27 protein-coding genes and 2 tRNA genes are annotated in these 24,158 nt (G+C 72.6%); 16 read left to right on the top strand and 13 right to left on the bottom strand.

Going from position 1 to position 24,158, the window contains the following annotated elements:
- Positions 1-26 precede the first annotated feature (26 nt).
- Genes ACSNN8_RS06900 through ACSNN8_RS06885 form a run of 4 tightly spaced genes read left to right on the top strand, consistent with a single transcriptional unit; the run spans position 27 to position 2,812 of the window.
- On the top strand, positions 27-875 hold the full coding sequence (locus tag ACSNN8_RS06900) for an ABC transporter ATP-binding protein (protein ID WP_436649444.1): 849 nt from the start codon (positions 27-29) through the stop codon (positions 873-875).
- Positions 872-1,714, top strand: a complete 843-nt coding sequence (locus tag ACSNN8_RS06895) for an ABC transporter permease (protein ID WP_436647660.1) — start codon at positions 872-874, stop codon at positions 1,712-1,714. Before ACSNN8_RS06900 ends, ACSNN8_RS06895 begins: the two co-directional genes overlap by 4 nt.
- A gap of 50 nt (positions 1,715-1,764) precedes the next feature.
- Positions 1,765-1,980, top strand: a complete 216-nt coding sequence (locus ACSNN8_RS06890) for a helix-turn-helix transcriptional regulator (RefSeq protein ID WP_436649443.1) — start codon at positions 1,765-1,767, stop codon at positions 1,978-1,980.
- A gap of 40 nt (positions 1,981-2,020) precedes the next feature.
- A complete protein-coding gene (locus ACSNN8_RS06885) occupies positions 2,021-2,812 on the top strand; it encodes a fumarylacetoacetate hydrolase family protein (RefSeq protein ID WP_436647658.1) in 792 nt (263 codons plus the stop codon).
- On the opposite strand, the gene ACSNN8_RS06880 is transcribed toward ACSNN8_RS06885, so the two are convergent.
- Positions 2,783-3,541, bottom strand: a complete 759-nt coding sequence (locus ACSNN8_RS06880) for a TetR/AcrR family transcriptional regulator (RefSeq protein WP_436647656.1) — start codon at positions 3,539-3,541, stop codon at positions 2,783-2,785. The two genes, ACSNN8_RS06885 and ACSNN8_RS06880, sit on opposite strands and share 30 nt — an antisense overlap.
- Positions 3,542-3,562: 21 nt before the next feature.
- On the opposite strand from ACSNN8_RS06880, the gene ACSNN8_RS06875 reads away from it, so the two are divergent.
- The 4 genes from ACSNN8_RS06875 (at position 3,563) to ACSNN8_RS06860 (ending at position 6,247) form a co-directional block, all read left to right on the top strand.
- The gene (locus ACSNN8_RS06875) at positions 3,563-4,366 is read left to right on the top strand and encodes an NAD(P)H-binding protein (RefSeq protein WP_436647654.1); all 804 of its coding nucleotides are present in this window, start codon (positions 3,563-3,565) and stop codon (positions 4,364-4,366) included.
- Between the two features lie 79 nt (positions 4,367-4,445).
- Positions 4,446-4,517 (top strand) — tRNA-Gln (locus tag ACSNN8_RS06870).
- A gap of 87 nt (positions 4,518-4,604) precedes the next feature.
- Positions 4,605-4,677, top strand: a tRNA-Glu gene (locus ACSNN8_RS06865).
- 772 nt (positions 4,678-5,449) lie between these two features.
- The gene (locus ACSNN8_RS06860) at positions 5,450-6,247 is read left to right on the top strand and encodes an N-acyl homoserine lactonase family protein (RefSeq protein ID WP_436647653.1); all 798 of its coding nucleotides are present in this window, start codon (positions 5,450-5,452) and stop codon (positions 6,245-6,247) included.
- Here the strand turns inward: ACSNN8_RS06860 and ACSNN8_RS06855 are convergent.
- The 5 genes from ACSNN8_RS06855 to ACSNN8_RS06835 are packed head-to-tail and all read right to left on the bottom strand — an operon-like array spanning position 6,196 to position 11,217.
- Entirely contained in the window at positions 6,196-6,942 is a 747-nt protein-coding gene (locus ACSNN8_RS06855; protein WP_436647651.1) for an MBL fold metallo-hydrolase, read from the bottom strand. The genes ACSNN8_RS06860 and ACSNN8_RS06855 overlap by 52 nt on opposite strands.
- Complete coding sequence (locus ACSNN8_RS06850; protein ID WP_436647649.1) at positions 6,939-7,322, bottom strand: hypothetical protein; 384 nt, start codon at positions 7,320-7,322, stop codon at positions 6,939-6,941. Before ACSNN8_RS06850 ends, ACSNN8_RS06855 begins: the two co-directional genes overlap by 4 nt.
- Positions 7,313-7,726 carry an alpha/beta hydrolase gene (locus tag ACSNN8_RS06845; protein WP_436647648.1) on the bottom strand — a complete coding sequence of 138 codons (414 nt, stop codon included), beginning with the start codon at positions 7,724-7,726 and terminating at the stop codon, positions 7,313-7,315. Before ACSNN8_RS06845 ends, ACSNN8_RS06850 begins: the two co-directional genes overlap by 10 nt.
- Positions 7,727-7,778: 52 nt before the next feature.
- Positions 7,779-10,499 carry an AAA family ATPase gene (locus tag ACSNN8_RS06840; RefSeq protein ID WP_436647646.1) on the bottom strand — a complete coding sequence of 907 codons (2,721 nt, stop codon included), beginning with the start codon at positions 10,497-10,499 and terminating at the stop codon, positions 7,779-7,781.
- 31 nt (positions 10,500-10,530) lie between these two features.
- Positions 10,531-11,217, bottom strand: a complete 687-nt coding sequence (locus ACSNN8_RS06835) for an IclR family transcriptional regulator (protein ID WP_127497394.1) — start codon at positions 11,215-11,217, stop codon at positions 10,531-10,533.
- 49 nt (positions 11,218-11,266) lie between these two features.
- Here ACSNN8_RS06835 and leuC point away from each other — a divergent pair, with 49 nt between their 5' ends.
- The 4 genes from leuC to ACSNN8_RS06815 all read left to right on the top strand — a co-directional run bounded on the left by leuC (position 11,267) and on the right by ACSNN8_RS06815 (position 14,890).
- A complete protein-coding gene (gene leuC, locus ACSNN8_RS06830; protein WP_436647645.1) occupies positions 11,267-12,706 on the top strand; it encodes a 3-isopropylmalate dehydratase large subunit in 1,440 nt (479 codons plus the stop codon).
- Positions 12,707-12,721: 15 nt separating this feature from the next.
- Complete coding sequence (gene leuD, locus ACSNN8_RS06825) at positions 12,722-13,309, top strand: 3-isopropylmalate dehydratase small subunit (protein ID WP_436647643.1); 588 nt, start codon at positions 12,722-12,724, stop codon at positions 13,307-13,309.
- 236 nt (positions 13,310-13,545) lie between these two features.
- Positions 13,546-14,346, top strand: a complete 801-nt coding sequence (locus ACSNN8_RS06820) for an HU family DNA-binding protein (protein WP_436647642.1) — start codon at positions 13,546-13,548, stop codon at positions 14,344-14,346.
- A 106-nt stretch (positions 14,347-14,452) separates the two neighbouring features.
- Entirely contained in the window at positions 14,453-14,890 is a 438-nt protein-coding gene (locus ACSNN8_RS06815; protein WP_436647641.1) for a hypothetical protein, read from the top strand.
- Here the strand turns inward: ACSNN8_RS06815 and ACSNN8_RS06810 are convergent.
- Genes ACSNN8_RS06810 through cofC form a run of 4 tightly spaced genes read right to left on the bottom strand, consistent with a single transcriptional unit; the run spans position 14,847 to position 18,904 of the window.
- Positions 14,847-15,716, bottom strand: a complete 870-nt coding sequence (locus ACSNN8_RS06810; protein WP_436647640.1) for an NUDIX hydrolase — start codon at positions 15,714-15,716, stop codon at positions 14,847-14,849. The genes ACSNN8_RS06815 and ACSNN8_RS06810 overlap by 44 nt on opposite strands.
- Entirely contained in the window at positions 15,713-17,974 is a 2,262-nt protein-coding gene (locus ACSNN8_RS06805) for an RNA degradosome polyphosphate kinase (RefSeq protein WP_436647638.1), read from the bottom strand. The genes ACSNN8_RS06810 and ACSNN8_RS06805 overlap by 4 nt, the downstream gene beginning before the upstream one ends.
- Positions 17,975-18,029: 55 nt before the next feature.
- Positions 18,030-18,227 (bottom strand): cold-shock protein, encoded by a 198-nt coding sequence (locus ACSNN8_RS06800; protein ID WP_436647636.1) that lies wholly within the window; start codon positions 18,225-18,227, stop codon positions 18,030-18,032.
- A gap of 17 nt (positions 18,228-18,244) precedes the next feature.
- Positions 18,245-18,904 carry a 2-phospho-L-lactate guanylyltransferase gene (cofC, locus tag ACSNN8_RS06795; protein ID WP_436647634.1) on the bottom strand — a complete coding sequence of 220 codons (660 nt, stop codon included), beginning with the start codon at positions 18,902-18,904 and terminating at the stop codon, positions 18,245-18,247.
- 132 nt (positions 18,905-19,036) lie between these two features.
- On the opposite strand from cofC, the gene ACSNN8_RS06790 reads away from it, so the two are divergent.
- The 4 genes from ACSNN8_RS06790 to ACSNN8_RS06775 are packed head-to-tail and all read left to right on the top strand — an operon-like array spanning position 19,037 to position 22,238.
- Positions 19,037-19,768, top strand: coding sequence for a lysophospholipid acyltransferase family protein (locus ACSNN8_RS06790; RefSeq protein ID WP_436647633.1), 732 nt, complete (start codon positions 19,037-19,039; stop codon positions 19,766-19,768).
- On the top strand, positions 19,765-20,760 hold the full coding sequence (locus tag ACSNN8_RS06785; protein ID WP_436647631.1) for an NAD(P)H-dependent glycerol-3-phosphate dehydrogenase: 996 nt from the start codon (positions 19,765-19,767) through the stop codon (positions 20,758-20,760). The genes ACSNN8_RS06790 and ACSNN8_RS06785 overlap by 4 nt, the downstream gene beginning before the upstream one ends.
- The gene (locus ACSNN8_RS06780; RefSeq protein ID WP_436647630.1) at positions 20,757-21,857 is read left to right on the top strand and encodes a cystathionine gamma-lyase; all 1,101 of its coding nucleotides are present in this window, start codon (positions 20,757-20,759) and stop codon (positions 21,855-21,857) included. The genes ACSNN8_RS06785 and ACSNN8_RS06780 overlap by 4 nt, the downstream gene beginning before the upstream one ends.
- A 24-nt stretch (positions 21,858-21,881) precedes the next feature.
- Positions 21,882-22,238: a hypothetical protein gene (locus ACSNN8_RS06775; protein ID WP_436647629.1), complete on the top strand. Its 357-nt coding sequence runs from the start codon at positions 21,882-21,884 to the stop codon at positions 22,236-22,238.
- Positions 22,239-22,241: 3 nt separating this feature from the next.
- Here the strand turns inward: ACSNN8_RS06775 and ACSNN8_RS06770 are convergent, their stop codons facing one another.
- From ACSNN8_RS06770 to ACSNN8_RS06760, 3 genes are read right to left on the bottom strand one after another with little or no spacing between them, the layout of a single operon-like run.
- The gene (locus ACSNN8_RS06770; protein ID WP_436647627.1) at positions 22,242-22,925 is read right to left on the bottom strand and encodes a hypothetical protein; all 684 of its coding nucleotides are present in this window, start codon (positions 22,923-22,925) and stop codon (positions 22,242-22,244) included.
- Positions 22,922-23,797: an ABC transporter ATP-binding protein gene (locus tag ACSNN8_RS06765; protein WP_436647625.1), complete on the bottom strand. Its 876-nt coding sequence runs from the start codon at positions 23,795-23,797 to the stop codon at positions 22,922-22,924. The genes ACSNN8_RS06770 and ACSNN8_RS06765 overlap by 4 nt, the downstream gene beginning before the upstream one ends.
- The gene (locus ACSNN8_RS06760; protein WP_436647624.1) at positions 23,794-24,147 is read right to left on the bottom strand and encodes a GntR family transcriptional regulator; all 354 of its coding nucleotides are present in this window, start codon (positions 24,145-24,147) and stop codon (positions 23,794-23,796) included. Before ACSNN8_RS06760 ends, ACSNN8_RS06765 begins: the two co-directional genes overlap by 4 nt.
- Between the last annotated feature and the right edge of the window lie 11 nt (positions 24,148-24,158).

Below are 24,158 nucleotides of genomic sequence, written 5' to 3'. Positions count from 1 at the left end.
GGGTCATCGACGTCCGCGATCTGCGGATGCGGTACGGGACGAAGGACGTCCTGACCGGTGTGAGCTTCGCCGCCCGCAGCGGGGAGGTGCTCGTGCTCCTCGGGCCCAACGGCGCGGGCAAGACGACGATCGTCGAGATCCTCGAGGGCTTCCGCATGCGGTCCTCGGGCGAGGTCGCCGTGCTCGGGACCGACCCGGCGAAGGCGGACGAGGCGTGGCGGGCCCGCGTCGGCGTGGTGCTGCAGTCCTGGCGTGACCACGGCAAGTGGCGGGTGCGGGAGCTGCTCGGCCACCTCGGCGGCTACTACCGGCGCTATCCCTCACCCGGCAAGCAACGTCCCTGGCCGGTCGACGACCTGCTCGAGGTGGTCGGCCTCACCGCCGCGGCGGACACGCGGCTCACCAAGCTCTCCGGCGGGCAGCGGCGCCGGCTCGACGTGGCGATCGGCATCGTGGGCCGCCCCGAGCTGCTCTTCCTCGACGAGCCCACGGTCGGCTTCGACCCCGAGGCCCGGCGCGAGTTCCACGACCTGGTGCACCGGCTGACCGATGTGGACGACACCACGATCCTGCTCACCACCCACGACCTCGACGAGGCCGAGAAACTGGCGGACCGCATCCTCATCCTGGCCGGCGGCCGGATCATCGCCGACGGGTCGGCCGACGAGCTGTCGCGCCGGGTGGCGGGCGCGAGCGAGATCCGCTGGACGCTGAACGGGCAGCGGTTCGTGCACTCCGCCGAGAACCCGACTCCGTACGTCCGGGAGCTGTTGACGCAGCACGGCGACGCGATCGCCGATCTCGAGGTGCGGCGCAACAACCTCGAGGACACGTACATGCGGCTCGTCCACGACTTCGAAGGGGGCCGGCAATGATCGAGACGCTGCGGGCCGGCGTCGCGCGCGGGCTCATCGAGTTCCGCCAGACGCTGACCAACGCGCAGGACCTGTGGGGCTACTTCTTCCCGTCGGCGGGCCTGCTCGTCGCGCTCTTCTTCCTGGAGGACGCCAAGGTCCCGGGCACGGCCTTCTCGCTGGGCGCCGCCTCGCTGCCCAGCTCGATCGGCATGCTGCTGGCGTTCGGCGGCCTGATGTCCATCGGGCAGTACCTGATCGTCGAGCGCGAGGACGGCACGCTGCTGCGGGCCAAGGCGACGCCGAACGGCATGTCGGCGTACCTGATCGGCAAGGTGGTCGCGGTGGGCGGCATGACGCTCGCCTCCGTCCTGATCGTGCTGGTCCCGGGCGCCTTCCTGGTCAGCGGTCTGCGGGTGGACCTCGGCGGCTTCCTGACGCTGCTGTGGCTGCTGCCGCTGTCGCTGGTGGCCACCATGCCGATCGGCGCGGCGATCGGCTCCGCCTTCGACAACCCGCGCAGCTTCGGGCTGGTCATGCTGCCGGTCTTCGGGCTCGTCGCGATCTCCGGCATCTTCTATCCGATCACCGGCATGCCGGGGTGGGTGCAGGGCGTCGCGCAGCTCTTCCCGATCTACTGGCTAGGGTTGGGCATGCGGTCGGTGTTCCTGCCCGACGCGTTCGCCGCGGTCGAGCTGGGCGACTCCTGGCGTCACCTGGAGACGTTCGGGGTGCTCGCCGTGTGGGCGGTGCTCGGTCTGACGCTGGCGCCCGCGTTGCTGCGGCGCATGGCGCGCCGCGAGTCCGGCTCCGCGGTCGCCGCGCGGCGCGAGCGGGCCCTGACCACCATCGGTCGCTGAGAAAGGCTCCCGTGGGTACGAGCAACGAGGTCACGTACAACCGGATCGCCATGCTTCGTGCGGAGCGCGGCATCTCGCGGCGGCAGCTCGCCGACGCGCTGGGCGTGCACTACCAGACGGTCGGCTACCTCGAGCGGGGCGAATTCAGCCCGAGCCTGCACCTGGCGCTGCGGATCAGCCGCTACTTCGAGGTGCCGGTCGAGGTCGTCTTCGCGCTCGACCCGTTCCCGCGGCTGGGTGCCGCGGCGGCCGAGCGCCCGGCGTAGGTTCGGGAGGCACAAGCAAGCCGCGAAGAGGGGATCCACCGTGCGATTCGCCCGTTTTGTTCATGCCGGAGGGGTGTCGTTCGGCGTCGTCGAGGGGGACGCGTCGGGGCTGACGGTTGCCGAGATCGGCTCGCTGCCGTTCGAGGAGGTCCGGTTCACCGGGCAGCGCTGGGCGCTCGCCGACGTGCGCCTGCTCGCCCCGATCTTCTCCAGCAAGGTCATCGGCGTCGGCCGCAACTACGCCGACCACGCCGCCGAGCTCGGCAACGAGGTGCCGAAGGAGCCGCTGATCTTCATCAAGCCCTCCACCTCGGTGATCGGGCCCAACGACGCGATCCGGCTGCCCCCGCAGTCGCAGCGCGTCGAGGAGGAGGCCGAGCTGGCCGTGGTGATCGGCGCCACCGGCGCACGCCGCGTCGACCGGGCCGGCGCCGAGCGGGCCATCTTCGGCTACACGATCGGCAACGACGTGACCGCGCGCGACCTGCAGCGCAAGGACCCGCAGTGGACCCGGGCCAAGGGCTTCGACTCGTTCTGCCCGATCGGCCCGTGGATCGTCACCGGCCTCGACGTCAGCGACCTCGAGATCCGCTGCGAGGTCGGCCGCGACCCCGAGGCGATGGAGGTGCGCCAGATCGGCCGGACGAAGGACATGGTCTTCGACATCCCGACCCTGGTCTCGTACGTGTCGCACGTCATGACGCTGCTGCCGGGCGACATCATCCTGACCGGCACGCCCGCCGGCGTCAGCGAGATCACCGCGGGCGACACGGTGTCGGTGAGCATCCAGGGCATCGGCGAGCTACGGAACCCGGTCGTCTCCCTCGACTGAGGCCGACCGCTCGATCCCGTCCAGCAGCAGGCCCAGGCCGTACTCGTACGCGTCCTGGGCCTGCTCGTCGGCGCCCCGGTCGAACGCGCCGGCGTTCCAGATCCGGGTCATCGTCGGGTGCGCCCCGACGTCGAACCAGTCCTCCCAGAGCTCGCCGCGCTGCGCCCACCACTGGTCGGTGCTCAGCCCGGTGTCGCGGCGCAGCAGCGTGCTCTCCGCCTCGGCGCGGGCGGCCGCGGTGACCCACGCGGTGATGGCCGTGGCGGCCGGGTTCAGCCTGCGCACCGGCAGGCCGAGCGTGGCGACCGCCGCGAGCACGTACTCGGTCTCGGCGAGCGTTCCCGGGCCGACCGGCGGCCGTACGCGGGACACCTCGGCCAGCCAGGGATGCGCCCGGTACATCGCGAAGGTCCGCTCGGCGTAGCGCAGCACCCGCTCGCGGAAGCCGCCCCCGCCCGCGAGCCCCCGCGTCCACAGCACCTCGTCCACCATCAGATCGACCAGCTCCGGGCGCGAGGGGACGTACGTGTAAAGGCTCATCGTGGCCACCGACAGCTCGGCCGCCACGCGCGCCATCGAGGCCGCCTCCAGCCCCTCGGCGTCGGCGATCCGGACGGCCGCGGACACCACGGCGTCGACCGTCAGACGCGGCGGCCGGCCCACCGCCTTGCGTGCCGGAATCGAGCGCCGCCACAGCAGCGGCAGGATCCGGGGGCTGAACTCGTCCATGATTCCGTATACCCTACGGGAATGAGGATCCTGGTGACCGGCGCCACCGGCAACGTGGGTCGGATGGTCGTAGACGAGCTGCTGGCCCGGGGCGCCAACGACGTACGCGCCCTGACCGTCGACCCCGCGAAGGCCGCGCTGCCATCCGGCGTCGACGTCGCGCGCGGCTTCGTGGGCCGCCCCTCGTCGCTGCCGCCCGCGCTCGAGGGCGTCGACGTGATGTATCTCGCCCCGCACATCCCCACCGCCCATGAAACCTGTCGCCTGGCCGCCGAGGCGGGCGTGGGCCGCATCGTCGACCTGTCCGGCCCCAAGGGCGATCACTGGCAGGCGATCGAGGACGCGGTCGAGGCGTCCGGCGTGCCGTTCACCCACCTGGAGCCGGGCGAGTTCATGCTCAACGCCACCATCTGGGCGAGCCAGATCCGAGCCGGCGACGAGGTGCGCGACGGGTACGCCGACTCCGCCAACGCCGCCATCGCGCAGGAGGACATCGCCGCCGTCGCCGCCCGGGTGCTCCTCGAGGACGGCCACGAAGGCAGGTCGTACGAGCTCACCGGCCCCGAGTCGCTGACCCGGCGCGAAAAGGTCGAGGCCATCGGCCGCGCCCTCGGCCGCCCGCTGCGCTACGTCGAGCTGCCCCACGAGGAGGCGATCGAGCAGCTCAGAGCCGACATGGGCGAGTACGCCGAGTGGTACGTCGAGGGCGAGGCCCAGCTCGCCGCCCACCCCCAGCCGGCGGTTCCCACCGTGTCCGAGCTGCTCGGCAGGCCCGCCATGACCTACGAACAGTGGGCCCGCAAGCACGCCGCCCTCTTCCGATGACGGAACCCGATTTGGTGGGCCCCGGGGCGTCGGGTAGAGTTCTCTCTCGGCACGGCAACAAAGCAACAAGCCGGGCCAATGGGGTATGGGGTAATTGGCAGCCCGACTGATTCTGGTTCAGTTAGTCTAGGTTCGAGTCCTGGTACCCCAGCGCTACCACTCCCACGGAGGGGCGGCGCTGGACTTCTGATAGAGTTCGGCCCGTCGCATACGCGGAAGCGGAAGCGAAGAAAGTCCTGGCCCCGTCGTCTAGCGGCCTAGGACGCCGCCCTCTCAAGGCGGTAGCGAGGGTTCGAATCCCTTCGGGGCTACATTCAGGGTGACCCTGTCTGCGGAAAGCGCAGACAGGGTCATTTCGCATTTCTGCCTGGGGGCCGAGCCCCCAGACCCCACGGTGCGGTGGTGACGGTGGGGGAGAGCGGTCGCGGCGGGTGGGCGGCCCGCGTCTCCCTTCGTCGACGATCACTTTTGATGGTCCATGGGGCGTCGATCACACCCCTCACCGGGACTGCGACAGATCAAGCGTCGCCGCCGTGGTCATGTCCCCTCGCGGCCGCCACGGCCGGCTTCGCCGAGCCGTTGCCTGAGCGTCTGCCCGGCCTTCCCGAACCGCGGCCTTCGGTGGACCGCGGCCGTCCCACGGACCGCGACCCCCGGGCCGTTGGCGGCCGTCGGACCTCCTCCCACGGCCGGACTGCCTCCAACGGCCGGGCCTTGGCCCTCCGTTGAGCGGTCCCTCCGCCGGCCGTCGGTTCTTCACCGACCGCCGGGCCTCCGTCGATGGCCGGTCCTTCGCCGACTGCCGGACCCCACCGGCCTTCGCCGTCCTGCGCCGACCTCCACCGCTGGTCGGGCCTCCGACAGGTTCCTTTCGGTCTTCCGCCGTCGAAAATCCAGGCCTACTGCTGACCCTCCGGCAGCCTTCCGCCGGCGGCTGGGCGTCCGCCGAGCCTTTCGCCCCACCGCCGTCCGTCTTCCGCCGAATCCTCCGCCCCACCCGCCGTCGGGCGTCCGCCGAAGCTTCTGCCCTCCGCCGGGCGCCGCCGGCTGCCGGACGTCCGCCACCCTCCGCCGGGTCACTGATTGCCCTTCGCCGGCGAGAGGGTGGCGGCAACGGCGGCGAAGGTGGCGGCGGGACGGGAGGGGCAGCTGGGGGTGGAGGTGCGGCGGATACTCGGCGGGGTGATGGATATCGACGTGCGGCGGGTCGACTTCGGGTATCTGGTTCGGCCGGCGGAGGAGACGGGGACGGGCGAGGCGAGGGTTGAGCCGGTCTTCGGGTATCTGATCGAGCACCCCGAAGCGGGCCGCATCCTCGTCGACACCGGCATGGGTGGGGACGCGGAGGTCGACGCCTGGTATCGGCCCAGACGGGTTGCGTTGGCTGCGGCGCTGCAGAAGGCGGGCGCGCGGGTGGAAGACATCAGCGCCGTCGTGAACTGTCACCTGCACTTCGACCACTGTGGCGGCAATCGGGAACTGGTGGGGCGGCCGGTGTTCGCGCAGCGGGCCGAGCTGGGGCTGGCCCGGGCGGCCGAGAGCCACACGCTGCCGGAGCTGGTGGATCATCCGGGTTCGCGCATCGAGGAGCTCGACGGCGAGGCGGAGATCGCGCCGGGGGTGTTCGTGGTGCCGACGCCGGGGCACACCGCGGGTCACCAGTCCCTGGTGGTGACCCGCGGCGACGGCACGCTGATCGTGGCGGGGCAGAGCCACGACAACGCGAGCCTGTTCACGAGCGACGTGCTGGGGCGCCACGCCGGCGTCGGGGCGCAGCCGGCGTGGCTGGACCGGCTGCTCGCCTTCGATCCCGGGCAGGTCCTGTTCGCTCACGACAACGCGGTCTGGACCCCGGGCACCAGCCACGTCAGCGTGCCCTGAGGAAAGGCCGCCTCGATCTGGCGCCGTCCCTCGTGGAAGTGCGACCAGCCCTCGTAGTGCACCGGCACGACCCGCCGCGGGCGGAGGCGGGCGCAGAGGGCCGCCGCGTCGCGGCCGGTCATCGTGAAGCGGGCCGGGCCGGTGAGGCCGAACTGGACCTTGCCCAGGTGCAGGATCGCGGTGTCGACGGTGAACCGGTCGGCCACCTCGAGCACGCCGGGGAACACGACCGTGTCGCCCGAGATCCACACCACCGACGCCGAGCCGGGCGGGCGCAGCGCGAACCCGGTGGTGGGGCCCACGATCGGCACGCTCCACGCCGGTCCGTGCCGCGACGGCGTGGCGGTGATCTCCACGTCCCCGATCGTCGTGGTCTGCCACGGCGCGAGGCCGGTGGCGCCGAGCCGGCGGGCGCCCGCCGGCGTGGTCACCACCACGGGCGCCGACGGCAGCAGCGCCCGCCCCGCGTCGTCGAGGTTGTCGGCGTGCTGGTCGTGGGTGAGCAGCACGCCGTCGATCCGGCCCACGGCCTCGACCGGCAGGGCCGGGCCGGCGGTCTTGCGCGACGACGTGCCCCAGCCGAACGAGTAGCGCCGGCCGGGGGCGTCGAACGTGGGATCGACCAGCAGCCGCACCCCGCCGATCTCGAGCAGCGTGGTGGGACCGCCGATGTGGGTGATGGAAAGGTCGCTCACTTCGCGTGCCGCAGGGCCCAGTCGAGCACGTCGTCGGCGATCTGTTCCCAGCCTTTCTGCGCGGGCAGCAGGTGGGCGTACCCCTCGTACTCCCGCCGTTCGGTCACGGTGTTCGACTTGTAGTGCTTGGCGTTCGACTCCTGGATCGCCGGGGGCATGATGTGGTCCTCGGAGGCCGAGACGAACAGCAGCGGCGCCCGGTCGTCGTTGTGGTAGTCGACCCACGTGTCCTGGTGCCCGGGCTGGAAGTTGGCGAGCACGCCGCCCCACAGGATGGCGCCGCTGGCCGGGATCGCGTACCGCTCGTACAGGGCCCTGGCCTCGTCGTCGGTGAACGTGTTGGTGAAGGCGTACTTCCATTCCTCGAAGCTCAGCGGCACGGCCTTGTGCCGGTTCGCCGGGTCTTGAGCACCGGGAACGTCGACTTCAACTGCGAGAGAGGCACGACCCGCACGCCTTCGGTGGGCGCGGAGTTGAGGGCGACGCCCGCGCAGCCGTGCCCGTGGTCGAGCAGGATCTGCGTGAACGCGCCGCCGGCCGAGTGCCCGATGATGATCGGCGGCTCCGGCAGCGCCCGGATCGCCTCCTCGTAGCGGGCGATGATCTGCGGCACGGTGACGTTCACGACGGGGGTCGGGTCGGCGTTGAGCGCTTCCACCTCGACCTCGAACCCGGGGTAGGCGGGCGCGACGACGTGGTGTCCCTTGGCTTCGTAGTGGGCGATCCAGTTCTCCCAGCTGCGCGGGGTGACCCAGAAACCGTGGACCAGAACGATGGGCTTCATGCGCCGATCTTCGTGGGAGCGCGTCCACCCGCGAATCCCGTGCGGCGCGTAGTCAGTCGTGCAGCCGCTCGCGCAGCTGCCGCCGCGACCGCACGCCGAGCTTCCGGTACACCTTGCGCAGGTGGTAGTCGACGGTGCTGGCGCTCAGATACAGGTGCGCCGCGATCTCGGCGTTGGTCCCGCCGTCTCGGGCCAGGCGGGCGACGGCGGCCTCCTGGGGGGTCAGGGCCGTTTCGTTCGCGGTCCGTACGGCGGAGAGCGGCGTCCCGCCCAGCGCCCGCAGCTCGCCGCGCGTCCGTTCGGCGAAGCCCACGGCGCGCACCTCCTCGAACATGGCGAGCGCGACGGTGAGCTGCTCGCGCGCGTCGCGCCGGCGGCGTTGCCGGCGCAGCCACTCGCCGTACAGCAGATGGGCCCGGGCCAGGTCGCCGTGGCTCAGCCCGCCGGTGAGGTGCCCGATCGCGCGCACGTGGTGCTCCTCGGCCTCGTTCGGGCCCGCCAGCAGGGCGCGCGACCGCTCGAGCACACCGAGCGCGCGGGGCGTGCCGCAGGCGCCGGCGACCAGGTCGAGATCGGCCGCGGCGCGTGTGGCGGTCCTCCGGTCGCCGGATCGCACCGCGGCCTCGACGAGGTCGGGCAGCGCGTCGGAGTAGCGGTGCGGCCGGCCCAGCTCGACCAGCTCGCACAGGGTGTCGCGGGCCGACCCGTACCGGCCCTCGGCGTTGTCCAGCACCGCCAGGCTCAGCCGCGTCCACCCGTGCGCGCCGCCGAGCCCGAGCATCTCGAAGACGCCGAGCGCGCGCCGCACCGACTCGCGGATGCCCGGCCCGGCGCGCCAGGTGGCCAGCTCCGTATGCCGCCACACCTGTTCCTGGTCGGCGGTCATGCCGAGCGCCGCGCGCAGGCGCTGACCGGCCGCGTCGTGCCGGTCCGCCTCGTCCAGCCGGCCGTACAGCGACCAGGTCATCGCGCCGAGATAGTGCACCAGGTCGAGGAAGTGCAGCGCGCCGCTGCGGCGGGCGACCGCCTCGGCCCGGCGTAGCAGCGCGGCCTTGACGGCGTCGTCCCACAGCAGCGTGCTGAAGTTCACGCCGACCACGAGCCGGGCGAGCAGGGCGTCGTCGCTCAGACCGGGGTCGGTGATGGCAGCGACCGCTCGGCGGACGGCCGGCACGCCGCGCTCGTAGCCGCCGTCGGTGAAGGCCGCATAGCCGGCGAGGATGAGCTCGTCGAGGCCGCCCGGCTCGCCGTCGACCAGCCGGGCGGCCTCGGCGGCGATGTCCGGCTCGCTCACCGTGGACAGGTGCTCGGCGCTGCGGGCCAGCTCGATCGCCTGGACCACCGCGCGCCGGGCCTGATGCCGGTCGTCGCCGAACGCCTCGGCCGCCGCCAGGCACCGGGCCGCCCCGAGCCGCTGCCCGCGCGGCACGCCCGTGTTGACCTCGGCCAGCGACCGGGTCATCAGCGCGGCGCCGCGTGCGGGGCCGGGCAACCCGTTCTCGTCGACGGCGTCGAGCAGCAGCAGCGCGCGGGCGTAGGCGCCGGCCGCCAGCGCCGCCTCGGCGGCCCGCACCTGTCGGACGGCCCGGAGCCCCGGATCCGGGGTCAGCTCGGCCGACCGGGTCAGGAAGGTGGCGCGTGCAGTGTGCCCGCCGCGGGCCGCGGCGCGGCCCGCGCGCAGCTCCAGCTCGGCCGCGATAGCCTCGTCCGGCCCGTCCGCGGCTGCCGCGAGGTGCCAGGCGCGGCGGTCCGCCTCCGCCTCGCCGGTGATCACCGTCGCGAGCGCGCGGTGCGCGGCCCGCCGCTCGGCCGGGGGAGCGCCGCCGTAGACCGCCGAGCGCACCAGCGGATGCCGGAACGTCATCGCCGGCTCGCCGGTGATCAGCCGATCGGCCTCGGCCGGCGCGGCGTCCGCCGAGGTGGCCCCGAGCAGCCGCGCCGCCGCGCCGAGCCGGCTGCCGCTGCCGCCCGCGTCCGCCGCGGCCAGCAGCAGCCACGTGCGGGTGGCCGGGGGATAGGCGGCGATCCGGGCCGCGTAGTGCGCCTCGAGGCGGCTGCCGATCGGCGCCGGCTCGGGCAGCGCGGTGCTGCCGCCGAGCTGCGCGGCGGTGAGCTCGTGGCCCAGGTCGGTCAGCGCGAGCGGGTTGCCGCCGGTGGCGCGGGCGATGTGTTCGGCAAGCGCCCGGTCGACCGCCGTGTCGACCACGTCGGTGAGCAGCTCCACCGCCGCGTCCGGCGCGAGGCCGCCGATCGCGCGGGACTCGACGCCGGCCAGCAGGCCCGGGTCGTCGCCCTCGGCGCGCAGACCGAACAACAGCACCACGCCCTCGGCGTGCAGCCGGCGGGCCACGAAGGCGAGCGCCCGCAACGACTCCTGGTCGAGCCACTGCGCGTCGTCCACGACGCACAGCCGCGGCGCCTGCGCCAGCAGGGTGAGCGCGGCCAGGCTCACGAGGTAGAGGTCGGGCGGCGGGCCGTCGGTGAGCCCGCAGGCCACCTCGAGCGCGGCCGCCTGACCGGCGGGCAGCCTGCTCCGGCCGTCCAGGAGCGGGATCAGCAGCCGGTGCAGGGCCGCGTACGGGAAGTCGGCCTCGGGCTCGACCCCGCTGATCCACAGTGCGCCGGTGGTGCGGCCCTCGGCGTACCTCAGAAGGGCGGTCTTGCCGACGCCCGCCTCGCCGCGCAGCACCAGGCTCGCGCTGCGCCCGGATCGCGCCTGGGACAGCAGCGAGTCCAGGATGGCGCACTCCGCCGCGCGCCCGAAGAGCCGCATGCGCGAACCCTATCGAGCCATACCAACGGTTTTACAGACCCGAAAGTCTCTGTCCGGCCCGCACGACGGCCATCGCGTGGCGCTCGCCGGGGCGGCGGCCGAGACGCTCTATCGGACCGCTTATCGAGATGGCGGCGATGACCCGGCCCGTACGGTCGCGGATCGGCGCGGAGACACTCGCCACACCCGGCTCGCGCTCGGCGACGCTCTGGGCCCAGCCGCGCCGGCGCACCTCGGCCAGCGTGCGGCCGGTGAACTTGCACCGGGGCAGCAGCGGCATGACGGCCTCGGGCGGCTCCCACGCGAGCAGGATCTGGGCGGCGGAGCCGGCCACCATCGGCAGCACCGAGCCGACCGGCACGGTGTCACGAAGGCCACTCGCGCGTTCCGCGGCGGCAACACAGATGCGCTCGTCGGCACGGCGCAGGTAGAGCTGCGCGCTCTCTCCCGTCGCGTCCCGCAATGCGGAAAGGAGGGGCTCGGCCGCGGTCAGCAGCACGTCGGGCGCGGCGTTGGCCAGCTCGCCCAGGCGCGGGCCGGGACGCCAGCGGCCCTGGGTGTCGCGGACCAGCATCCGGTGGATCTCCAGGGCCTGGGCCAGGCGATGTGCGGTCGCCCGCGGCAGCTTCGTGCGGTCGACGAGTTCGGCCAGGCTGGCGCCGTCGACACACGCCGCGAGAATGACGACCGCCTTGTCGAGAACGCCGACACCGCTCATACTGTGTCCCACAAGCCGAAACATACCTCCCAGAATTTAGGATGTCCAGATGGTGGGAGTCACTCCGAGGACCCTGGCCGAAAAGGTCTGGGACGACCACGTCGTGCGTGCTGCCGAGGGTGAGCCTGATCTGCTCTACATCGACCTGCACCTGCTGCACGAGGTGACCAGCCCGCAGGCCTTCGACGGCCTGCGCATGGCCGGTCGTCCGGTGCGCCGCACCGATCTCACGCTCGCGACCGAGGACCACAACACGCCCACCGGCTATGCCGACCCGGCGTTCAACACCAAGCGCGGCGAGCTGTTCACGATCGCCGACACGACCTCGCGTACGCAGATCGAGACGTTGCGCAAGAACTGTGCCGAGTTCGGTGTGCAGATCCGCCCGCTCGGCGACGTCAACCAGGGCATCGTGCACGTGATCGGCCCGCAGCTGGGGCTCACCCAGCCGGGCATGACCATCGTCTGCGGCGACTCGCACACCGCCACCCACGGCGCGTTCGGCGCGCTCGCGTTCGGCATCGGCACCAGTGAGGTCGAGCACGTGCTGGCGACCCAGACGCTGCCGCAGGCGAAGCCGAAGACGATGGCGGTCACCGTCGTGGGCGAGCTGCGCCCCGGCGTCAGCGCCAAGGACCTGATCCTCGCGCTGATCACGCAGACCGGCACCGGCGGCGGCAACGGCCACATCGTGGAGTACCGCGGCGAGGCCATCCGCAAGCTCTCCATGGAGGGCCGGATGACCATCTGCAACATGAGCATCGAGTGGGGCGCCAAGGCCGGCATGATCGCGCCGGACGACACCACGTTCGAGTATCTGAAGGGCCGCGAGCACGCGCCCCAGGGCGAGGACTGGGAGGCCGCGGTCGCGTACTGGCGGACGCTCGTGACCGACGAGGGCGCCGAGTACGACACCGAGATCATCCTGGACGCGTCGGCGATCAGCCCGTTCATCACCTGGGGCACCAACCCCGGCCAGGGCGCGCCGCTCGACAGCGTGGTGCCCGACCCCGACGAGTTCATCGAGGAGACCGACCGCAACGCCGCCCGGCGGGCCCTGGAGTACATGGACCTGCAGCCCGGCACGCCGTTCCGGGACGTGCCCGTCGACGTGGTGTTCGTGGGCTCCTGCACCAACGGCCGCATCGAGGACCTGCGCGCCGCCGCGGACGTCATCCGCGGGCACAAGGTGCACGACGGCGTCCGCATGATGATCGTTCCGGGCTCCTACAAGGTGCGCGAGGCCGCCGAGGCCGAGGGGCTCGACAAGATCTTCATCGACGCGGGCGCCGAGTGGCGGTTCGCGGGCTGCTCGATGTGCCTGGGCATGAACCCCGACACGCTCAGCCCGGGCCAGCGCGCCGCCTCGACCTCCAACCGCAACTTCGAGGGCCGGCAGGGCAAGGGTGGCCGCACCCACCTGGTCTCGCCGCAGGTTGCCGCCGCCACCGCCGTGGTGGGCAAGCTCGCCGCCCCGGCCGACCTCTGAGAACAGGGACGAGAGATGGACAAGTTCGTCACCCACAGCGGCAAGGTCATGCCGCTGCGCCGCTCTGATGTGGACACCGACCAGATCATCCCCGCCGTGTACCTGAAGCGGGTGACCCGCACCGGGTTCGAGGACGGCCTGTTCAGCGCCTGGCGCGACGATCCCGGATTCGTGCTCAACAACCCGGCGCACGCCGGCGCCACGATCCTGGTCGCGGGACCCAACTTCGGCACCGGGTCGTCCCGCCAGCACGCCGTCTGGGCGCTGCGCGACTGGGGCTTCAAGGTGGTCATCGCCGCCCGCTTCGGCGACATCTTCCGCGGCAACGCGCTCAAGGAGGGGCTGCTGCCCGTCCAACTCGACCAGAAGGCCGTCGAGGCGCTCTGGGACCTGGCCGAGAGCGAGCCCGAGAAGCAGATCACCGTGGACCTCGAGGGCCGGCGGGTCGTCGTGGACGATGCCTCCTGGTCGTTCCCGATCGACGACTTCAGTCGTTGGCGGCTCATGGAGGGCCTCGACGACATCGGACTGACGCTACGCCACGCGGACACCATCACGGCGTACGAGAAGGGTCGTCCGTCCTTCAAGCCGGTCGTCGCCTGAGGTCGCGGAATCCCTGGCAGCACAACGTTTTTCGCCCCCGCCGTATCCCCGGCGGGGGCGATTTCGTTGCAACACAAGGGTTTTTTTGACACTAATGTTTGTGTCTGCTGGTCAGAGGGCATACGGTGCGCGCAGAATGGCTCGCATTGGGCCAATGATGCTTCTTCACGGCAGCGAAAGCTGCCGCTCCAGGCAGGTCGTGGGCGAGCATCACTTCTAAGTTCGGGAGGAAAACAGTGAACAAGGCCGAGCTCATCGAGGCGCTCGCAGCCCGGCTGGGGGACCGCAAGACCGCGACCGCGGCTCTTGACGCGGTCCTCAGCGAGGTCCAGAACGCCGTCACCAAGGGCGACCGGGTCGCCCTCACCGGCTTCGGCGTGTTCGAGAAGCGGGCCCGCAACGCGCGGACCGCCCGCAACCCGCGCACCGGCGAGCCGGTGAAGGTGAAGAAGACCAACGTGCCGGCGTTCAAGCCGGGCACCGCCTTCCGCGAGATGGTCGCGGCCGGCAAGGTCGCCAAGGCCGCCGCCCCGGCGAAGAAGGCCGCGGCCACCAAGGCCGCCGCGTCCGCCCCCGCCGCCGACGCCAAGCCGGCCACGGCCCGCAAGGCCGCCACGACCAAGGCCGCCGCTCCCGCCAAGAGCACGGCGACCAAGGCGACCACCGCCACCAAGGCCACGGCCGCGAAGAAGACCGCCGCGACCAAGGCGACCACGGCCACCAAGGCGACGGCTGCCAAGAAGACGGCCGCGACCAAGGCTGCTCCGGCCAAGAGCACCACCACCGCTGCGACCAAGGCGACGGCCGCCAAGAAGACGGCCGCCACGAAGGCCGCTCCGGCCAAGAGCACCGCCACCAAGGCGACGGCTGCCAAGAAGACGGCCGCGACCAAGGCTGCTCCGGCCAAGAGCACCACCACCGCTGCCACCAAGACGGCGGCCGCCAAGAAGACGACCGCCCGCAAGACCACCACGGCGGCCGCGGCTGCCACCCCGGCCCGGGCTCGCGCGACCAGCACGGCGCGCAAGTCCCGCTGACCGACCTGGACGAAGTCATGTCCGGCGCATGAGGCGTCCACCCTAACGGTGGACGCCTTTCGCGTGTGCGGGCGCGGAACCCGTGCGGGGCCCTACCGTCCGGGGCATGGAGCGCAGGACGTCGCCGCGGGGCCTGGTCAGCCGATCGCTGATCGCCGCGCTGGTGTTCGCCGCCGCCGTGGTGCCGGGCTGGACGCTGGGCACCCTGGCCGAGCGGTACACCGGCTCGGCGCTGCTCGACTGGCTCGTCACCTGCGCGTGGGCCGCGCTGGCCCTGCGGGTGCTGGCGCCGTGGGCGTCGTACCGGCCGCGGGACGCCTGGCTGGGCCTGATCCCGCTCTACAACTGGTATCTGGTCTGCGTGCTCTCCTGGCGGGTGTCGCTGCTGCCGCTGCGCGACTGGGAACCGCGCGACGACGAGCTGTGGCGCGCGCGGTGGCTCACCGGCGACCTGATCGGCTACTGGCGCGCCGACCCGCTGCCGGCCGGCACCCGTGCGGTCAGAGCCGCGTCGGCTCCAGCAGCTGGTCGCCGCTCCAGGTGAGCAGCCACGCCTGCCCCTTGGGCGTCTTGTAGGGCTCGGCGTCGGCCTCGTCACGCAGCGCCGCCAGCAGGTGCGGAATTATCTTGCCCTGGCTGCAGATCGCCGGCAGGCCGCCCGAGCGCAGGTCGAGCAGGCGCTGCGCGGCGAGCTTGGCCTTGGCGGGCGCCTCGTCGGCGTCGGCCGGCTCGGCGAAGGCGCCGTCGACCACGATAGGCATGTTGCCCAGCGTGGCCGCCAGCGGCTCGAGGGTCTGCTTGCAGCGCAACGGCGTCGCGGTCACCAGCCGGTCCGGCCGGATCGGGCCGCACAGCTCGGCGAACCGCTCGGCCTCGGCCTGTCCCACCGCGTCGATCGGGCGCAGCGCGTCGTTGCCGGACCACTTCTTGCGCTCACCCGCGTGCGCGTGCCGCACCAGCACCACCACGGCCGTGATCGGTGGCACCGCGGCGGCGTGCCGCAGCACCGCCCGCTCGTCGTCGTAGCTGAGCCGCTCGGCCGCCTCGTCGAACGTCAGCCAGGCGACCTCGTCGACCTCGTCGGTGTCCTGCACCGGGCCGCCCTCGCCGACCGCGTCCATGAGCCAGAAGCCGACCGTCTTGGGCCGCCCGTCGGGCAACGTGTAGGCGATCTCGGGCAGCTCGAGCCGTACGCGGCCCTGCCAGCCCGTCTCCTCGAGCACCTCGCGCGCGGCGGCCGGCAGCGGGTGCTCGCCGTCCTCCAGCTTGCCCTTGGGCAGCGCCCAGTCGTCGTAGCGCGGGCGGTGCACCAGGCACACCAGGCCGTCGCGGACCAGCACGCCGCCCGCGGCGCGCACCGTGCCGCTCACTTGGCCGCCTTGCCGATGACGCGGCGCAGCAGCGCCTCCTGCAGGTGCACGTGCGGGTCGGTGGGGTTCTCCGGATGCCGGTGCCAGGTGCCGTCGCCGGCCAGGTCGAAGCCCTCGGTGCCGTCGGCCATCGACAGCTCGAGCACGTACCGCAGCTCCTCGCGCGCGGTCGGCAGCGTGACCCGGACCAGCGCCTCGACGCGGCGGTCGAGGTTGCGGTGCATCATGTCGGCCGAGCCGATCCAGTACTCGGCGTCGTCGCCCGCGCCGAACCGGAAGACCCGCGAGTGCTCCAGGAACCGGCCGACGATCGAGCGGACCCGGATGTTGTCCGACAGGCCCGGCACCCCGGGCCGCAGCGCGCACATGCCGCGGATGATGAGGTCGACCTTCACGCCGTCCTGCGAGGCGCGGTAGAGCGCGTCGATGGTCTCCTCGTCGACGAGCGAGTTCACCTTGATCTGCACCAGCGCCTCGCCGCCCTCGCGGGCGATCCGGGCCTGCTCCTCGATGCGCTCGATCAGCCCGGCGCGCACGCCGTGCGGCGCCACGAGCAGCCGGCGGTACGACTTCTGGCGGCTGTAGCCGGTGAGCACGTTGAACAGGTCGGTCACGTCCGCGCCCACCTCGGGGTCGGCGGTGAGCATGCCGAAGTCCTCGTAGAGCCGGGCGGTCTTGGGGTGGTAGTTGCCCGTGCCGATGTGGCAGTAGCGGCGGATCTGGTTGCCCTCCTGCCGCACGACCAGCGCCGTCTTGCAGTGCGTCTTGAGCCCCACGAGGCCGTAGACGACGTGGCAGCCGGCCCGCTCCAGCGTCCGCGCCCAGGCGATGTTGGCCACCTCGTCGAAGCGCGCCTTCACCTCGACCAGCACGACCACCTGCTTGCCGGCGGCGGCCGCGTCGACCAGCGCGTCGACGATCGGCGAGTCGCCCGAGGTGCGGTACAGCGTCTGCTTGATGGCCAGCACGTTGGGGTCGGCCGCGGCCTGCTCGATGAACCGCTGCACGCTCGTGGAGAACGAGTGGTAGGGGTGGTGGACCATGATGTCGCTCTCGCGCAGCCGGTTGAAGACGCTGCGCGGCACCTCGCCGTCCGCCAGGTGCGGATGGGTCGCCGGCACGAACGGGCGGTCCTTGAGGTCGTCGCGGTCGCACTCGCCGAACACCTGCCACAGCGACGACAGGTCGAGCAGGCCGGGCACCCGCTGCACGTCCGAGTCGGCCACGTCGAGCTCGCGCACGAGCAGGTCGAGCACGTGGTCGCTGATCGAGGCGGAGACCTCCAGGCGTACGGGCGGGCCGAACCGGCGCTGCGCCAGCTCGCGCTCGAGCGCCTGCAGCAGGTCCTCGTCGCGGTCCTCGTCGACCTCGAGCTCGGCGTTGCGGGTGACCCGGAACGGGTGCCACTCCTGCAGCTGCATGCCCGGGAAGAGCTGCAGCAGGTGGACCGCAATGAGCTCCTCGACGGGCAGGAACCGCACTCCCCGGCTGTCGTTCTGCACGGTCACGAACCGCGGCACGTTGTTCGGAACCTTGATGCGCGCGAAGAACTCGCTGCCGGCCTCGTCCGGGTCACGCAGCACCACCGCGAGGTTCAGGGACCGGTTCGAGATGTACGGGAACGGGTGCGCGGGGTCGACGGCCAGCGGGGTCAGCACGGGGAAGACCTGCTCGCGGAAGTAGGTGCGCAGCCGCTCGCGCTCGGGGGCGTCCAGGTCGGCCCACGGCACGATCTCGATGCCCTCGCCCTGCAGTTTGGGCCGCACCTCGTCGGAGAAGCACGCCGAGTGCCGGGTCACCAGGTCGGCGGTGCGCTGCGAGATCATCTCGAGCTGGTTGCGCAGCGAGGAGCGGTCGCCGCCGCGCATCGGCAGGCCCGCGTTCAGGCGCCGCTTCAGGCCCGCCACCCGCACCATGTAGAACTCGTCGAGGTTGCTGGCGAAGATGGCCAGGAACTTCGCGCGCTCCAGGAGCGGGATCTCCGGGTCCTCGGCGAGCGTCAGCACCCGGGCGTTGAAGTCCAGCCAGGAGAGCTCGCGGTTGAGGAAGCGGTCCTCGGGCAGCTCCGGGCGCTCGGGCTCGGTCGGGTCGGTCGTCTCGATGCTGGTGGTCACCACTTGCTCCGTCGGTCCGGTCTCGTCCGGCGCGGTCCCCACGGTCTCGTCCACGGGCGCCGGGTCGGTCACTGTCGTGCGGGGGAGAAAGCGGCCGTTCGGGCCACGCCGGCGCGGGTGGGGAGTCCGGGGCGAGGTGTGCATCGCTCCATCATTGCCGGTTTCTGCGAAACGTGAAACGTGCGGATCCCCGGCGCTCTCAGGCGACCCCGGGAATTCTCACCTGGCGGACCCGGCCGTCCTGGCCGGGGTCGACGGCGACCCGTTGGCCCAGCCGGAGCTTGCGCAGCCCGGAGGAGTCGAACGCTCCTGCATCGAACGCCAGCTCAGTGCCGTCGTCGAGCAGCAGCGTGCCGCTGCGACTGGCGAGGTCGAAGGTTGCGATGGTGCCCTGCATGCCTGGAACGCTACCGGTCACGCGGCCGAGACGCAGGCCACCTGGAGTCCCAGATCACGCAGCAGCGCGCAGGTGTGCTCGCCGGCGCCCAGCCGCAGCACGGTGGCCAGGTCGGCGGGGGTGTCGACGTCATGGCGCAGCCCCGGCCAGTCCCCGGCCAGCGGGCGCGCGCCGGAGGCCTCGTGCGCCGCCGCCGACCCGATGCCGAAGCGCGGGTCCAGCGGCTCGCCGGGCGCCACGGCGAGCAGCACGGTGCCGGTGCCGGCGGCGTCGGCCACGAACGCGCGGCCGGGCCGGGCCGCGTGCAGCGCCGCGTCGAGCTGCCCGGGCCGCAGCGCCGGCAGGTCGCCGGCCAGCACCACGCGGTGGCCGCCGAGCCCGGCCACCTCGTCGGCGCCGTAGCGCAGCGCGTCGTTCAGCCCCGCGGCCGGCCGGTCGGGCACCACGCGGGCGCCCAGCGCGGCCACGGCGGCGGCCGCCTCCGGGTCGTCGGTAACCACCAGCAGGCCCGCCACCGACGACGCGGCGAGCACCGCCGACACCGTGTCGCGCACCATCGCCAGCGCGAGGTCGGCGTGCCGGGCGGGCGGCACCGCGCCCCGCAGCCGGCTCTTCGCGGCGCCCAGCCGCTTGACCGGCATCACCGCGGTCCACGCCACCATCGCCAAGTCAGCCATTGGAGTAAGTGTGCCAGCGGCCCCGGCGACGACCCCTGCCTGGTACCGGAGCGTCCGAGCAGGCATGATTTCGTCGCAGGAACTACGACGGGGGCGGCGCGGACACGCCGCAGGAGCAGGGCAGGAGGAGCCGTGGCGCAGCGCAGGCTCGGATTCTGGCGGCGTCTCGCGGCGTTTCTGGTGATCCCGGTGCTGAAGGTGTGGACCAGCCGCACCTGGCTCAGCATGGAGAACATCCCGCGGTCCGGCGGTGTGATCATCGTCCCGAACCACGTGTCGCACTTCGATCCACTCGTCGTCGCGCACTACATCTACGGCGCCGGGCGGTGGCCGCGCTTCCTGGGCAAGGCCAGCCTGTGGAAGGTGCCGGTGCTCGGCGGCTTCCTGCGCAAGGTGCAGCAGATCCCGGTGGAGCGGGGCAGCGTCGAGGCGGTGAAGTCGCTCGACGCGCTGATCGAGGCGCTGCACTCCGGCGGCGCGGTGGTGATCTATCCCGAGGGCACGACCACCCGCGAGCCCGACCTGTGGCCGATGCGCGGCAAGACCGGCGCGGCGCGGCTCGCGCTGGTCACCGGCGCGCCGGTGGTGCCCCTGGCCAACTGGGGCCCGCAGGAGATCTTCGACCCCCGCACGAGCAGGCTGCGCTTCCGGCCGCGTACGCCGGTGACCGTCACCGCCGGGCGGCCGGTCGACCTGAGCCGGTGGCGGGGCGCCACCCCGACCCGGGCGGTGCTCGAGGAGATGACCGAGGCGATCATGCACGACATCAGCGCGCTCGTCGGCGAGCTGCGCGGCCAGCAGCCGCCCGCCGTCCTCTACGACCGGCCGCGCCGGCAGATCACCAACTCCGAGGACGCCGGATGAGCCGCGCCGCGGTCATCGGCGCCGGCGCGTGGGGCACGGCGTTCGCCAAGATGCTGGCCGAGGCCGGCGCCGACGTCACCATCTGGGCCCGGCGCGAGAGCGTGGCGGCCTCGATCCGCGACAACCACATCAACGAGGGGGCGCTGCCCGGCCTCAAACTGCCCGAGCGGATCACCGCGACCAGCGACGTCGCCGAGGCCGTCGGCGGCGCCGAGCTGGTGGCGATCGCGGTGCCCTCGCAGACGCTGCGCGGCAACCTCGCCGAGTGGGCCGGCGCGTTCGAGCCCGGCTCCACGCTGGTGTCGCTGATGAAGGGCATCGAGCTGGGCACCACCAAGCGGATGAGCCAGGTCATCGTCGAGACCGCGCGCGTCGACGCGGACCGCGTGGTGGTCGTCAGCGGCCCCAACCTGGCGCCCGAGATCGCCGCCGAGCAGCCCGCCGCCACGGTGGTCGCCGGCACCGACGCCGACCGCTGCGTGGCGGTGCAGCACGCGCTCGCGCTGCCGTACATGCGCCCCTACACGAGCGACGACGTGATCGGCTGCGAGCTGGGCGGCGCGGTCAAGAACGTCATCGCCCTCGCGTACGGGATGGCCGCCGCGATGGGCCTGGGCGACAACACGAAGGCGTCGCTCATCACCCGCGGGCTGGCCGAGACCGCCCGGCTGGGGGTGGCGCTGGGCGCCGACCCGCTCACCTTCGCCGGGCTCGCCGGGCTGGGCGACCTGGTGGCGACCTGCTCGTCGCCGCTGTCGCGCAACCGCACGTTCGGCGAGCAGCTCGGCCTGGGCAAGTCGCTGGAGCAGGCGCAGGCCGCCGCCCGGCAGACGGCCGAGGGCGTGAAGAGCTGCCTGGCGATCCGCGACCTGGCCCGCGCGCACGGGGTCGAGATGCCGATCACGGAACAGGTCGAGCGCGTGTGTCACGAGGGGGTCGACCCTAGGGTGGCAGTGAAACTGCTGATGGGTCGGGAGATGAAGCCGGAATGACGTACTCCGATGGCACTCGTGTGGTGCACGCGGGCCTGCCCGAGGCCGAGGTGGGGGAGCCGTTCCTGCCCGGCCCGGTGTTCGCCGCGCCCTACCACCTCGACCCCGCGGACGGCCCCGGCGAGAACGGCTACGCCCGCACCGAGCACCCGACCCGCCGCCGGCTCGAGGCCGCGATCGGCGAGCTCGAGGGCGGTCCGGCGCTGGTCTTCTCCAGCGGCCAGGCGGCGATCACGGCGCTGCTGCTGGCCGTGCTGCGCACCGGCGACACCGTGGTGCTGCCCTCCGACGGCTACTTCACGGTCCGCGCCTTCGCCGAGGGCACGCTGCGCGACCTCGGGGTGAAGACCGTGCTGGCGCCGACCGCGGGTCCCTACCCGGACTTCTCGGGCGTACGCCTGGTCCTGCTCGAGACCCCGGCCAACCCCGGCCTCGACGTGTGCGACATCCGCCAGGTGTCCGCCGCAGCGCACGCGGCCGGCGCGCTCGTCGCGGTCGACAACACCACCGCCACCCCGCTGGGCCAGAACCCGCTCGCGCTCGGCGCCGACCTGGTGGTGGCCTCCGGCACCAAGGCGCTCACCGGGCACTCCGACGTGCTGCTCGGCTACGTGGCCACCGGCGACGACGCGCTGTTCGCCAAGGTCGAGACGTGGCGGAAGCAGACCGGCGCGGTGCCGGGCGCCTTCGACACGTGGCTCGCGCACCGCTCGATCGCGACCCTCGACCTGCGCCTGGCCCGCCAGAGCCAGAACGCCGCCGCCGTGGCCGCCCTGCTGAGCGGCCGCGACGACGTGACCGGCGTCCGCTGGCCGGGGCTGCACTCCGACCCGTCGTACGCCGTCGCCTCGGAGCAGATGCGCCGCATCCCCGGCGTCGTCTCCTTCGACCTCGGCGACGCCGGCCGGGTCGCCCGGTTCCTCACCGCCGCCGCGCTGGTCTTCGCCGCCACGTCGTTCGGCGGCGTCCACACCACGGCCGACCGCCGCGCGCAGTGGGGCGACGACACGGCGCCCGGTTTCGTCCGGCTCTCCTGCGGCATCGAGGACACCGTCGACCTGCTGGCTGACCTGACCGCGGCCCTCGACCAGGCCTGATCCCCGGCGGGATACGGTGCCGGGATGACGTGGGACAGCTTCTCGGGTGACCAGGTGGCCGCGATGACGCAGGGCGAGAGCTTCTTCGCCGCGCCGGGGGAGCGGGAGTGCCCGGCCTGCGGCGAGCGGTCGCTGCGCGCCTACGTCAACGCACCCGAGAACGCCCGCCGCCGGACGCTGGTGAGCTACGTCTGGTGCACCTCGTGCCACCGCTTCGTCGGCACCCGCGCCAAGCACCCCGAGGGTCTGGTGTTCAGCGACCCCCTGGCCGCCCTGCCGGCCGGGGAGCGTCGCGAGCTGGAGCGCAGCCTGGTCGGCTTCCTCGAGCACCTGGACCGCCTCTGGGACGACGGCGTGCTGCCCCAGACGTTCGCGGCGTAGGTCCTATCCCGCCGTCCGCCGGACGGCGACGTCGCGCATCAGCCGGTACGCCGCGGCGCAGCCCAGCCCGACGGTGACCGTCGAGAGCACGAGCGCCACCGCGAACGGGATGCGCTCGACGTAGGTGCCGAACTCGTCGAGCTTGATCAGGCCGTCGGCGACCGCTACCGGCACGGCGCCGGGCACGATCAGCAACGTGCCCGTCCGCGGCCGGAACCGGTAGTAGCCGGCGGCGATCAGGAAGGCCGACGTGAGGTACGCCGCGGTGGCCGGCAGCACGTGCAGGAACTCACCGCCCGCGTCGCCGAGGCGGAACACCGGGTAGTCCGCGGCCCGCAGGTCGAGAAGGCCCAGCACGGCGCTCTCGAGGCCGTGCCCGACGACCACCAGCGCGGGGGCCACCAGCGTGATGCCGAGGGCGAAGACGCCCAGCCCGCGGAGGAACTCGTGGCGGGTGACCCCGTTCGAGACGAACAGCCGGAAGTGCATCGAGATCAGCAGGATGCCGGTGACCAGCGGCCAGTACTTCGCCGCGGCCCCGAAGACGACCAGCCAGAAGCTGAAGCGCATCGGCCCCGACACGGAGGTGACGATGCCGACGGCGATGACCTCGGCCGCGATCACGGCCGCGAACACCCACAGCACGACGAGCCGGAAGAGCCGGAGCAGGATGGCGCTGACTCTCATCGCGACGCCTCCAGGGGCTGCGAGGTGAGGTGGACGAAGAGGTCCTGGATGCCGAGCGGGCCGAAGGCGAGGCCGTCGCGCTCCCCGCGGGCGATCTCGTCGGGGTCGAGGGGACCGTCGAGGGTCAGGGCCCGTACGCCTCCCAGGGTCTGCTCCCCGAGCACGGTGTGGCCGGCGGCGAACTCGGTGACCAGTGACACCGGCCCGGTCACGGTGACGCCGCGCCCGCGCAGCGCGTCGGTCTCGTCGTGCAGCAGGATCCGGCCGCGGTCCATGATGACGACCCGCTCGAACAGCTCGGCGACCTCCTCGATGAGGTGCGTCGAGAGGATGATCGTGCGCGGGTGGGCCAGGTAGTCGGCGAGCAGCTCGCGGTAGAAGAGCGTGCGCGCCACCGCGTCCATGCCCAGATAGGACTCGTCGAGGATCGTCAACGGCGCGCGGGACGCCAGCCCGAGCGTCACGCCGAGCATCGAGCGCTGCCCGCGGGAGAGCGCCGAGACGCGCTTGCGGGTGTCCAGCTCGAACAGGCCGAGCAGCTTGGCGGCGTAGGCGGCGTCCCAGGTCGGGCGCAGCCGGTCGGCGACGTCGAGCACGGTGGCGACGCGGTCGGAGTCGTTGAGGTCGAGGGTGTCGCGGATGAAGCACGTACGGCGCATGGTCCGGGGGTTCTCAAAGGCCGGCTCGCCGTCGACGAGCACGGTGCCGGAGGAGGGCTTGCGGTACGAGGCGAGCACGCTCAGCAGGCTGGTCTTGCCGGAGCCGTTGCGCCCCAGCAGGCCGTAGATCTTGCCGGCCGGCAGCTCGAGCGAGACGTCGTCGACCGCGAGCGTGCTGCCGTACCGGACGGTGACCCGGCGCAGCTCGATCATCGCCGGCTCCCCAGGTAGTCGATGATCTCGTCGATGCCGATCCCGACCCGCCTGGCCTCGTCGAGCATCGGCTCGGCCACCTCGGCGAAGAACCGCTCCCGGCGCACGGCGCGCAGCTTGTCGCGCGCGTCCGGGCTGACGAACATGCCGATCCCGCGTCGCTTGTAGAGCACGCCCTCGTCGACGAGCTGGGCGAACCCTTTGGCGGCGGTGGCGGGATTGATTCGGTAGAAGGCCGCGTACTGGTTGGTGGACATGACCTGTTCGTCCTCCTTGAGGGCCCCGCTCAGGACGTCGTTCTTGATGCCGTCGGCGATCTGGAGGTAGATCGGGCTGCGGTCGTGGAACACCGCGCCTCCTC

The sequence above is a fragment of the Actinoplanes sp. URMC 104 genome (assembly GCF_051386375.1).
GTDB lineage: Bacteria > Actinomycetota > Actinomycetes > Mycobacteriales > Micromonosporaceae > Actinoplanes.
The sequence above is the reverse complement of the archived record's forward strand: the minus strand, read 5'-3'. Positions and strand labels throughout refer to the sequence as shown.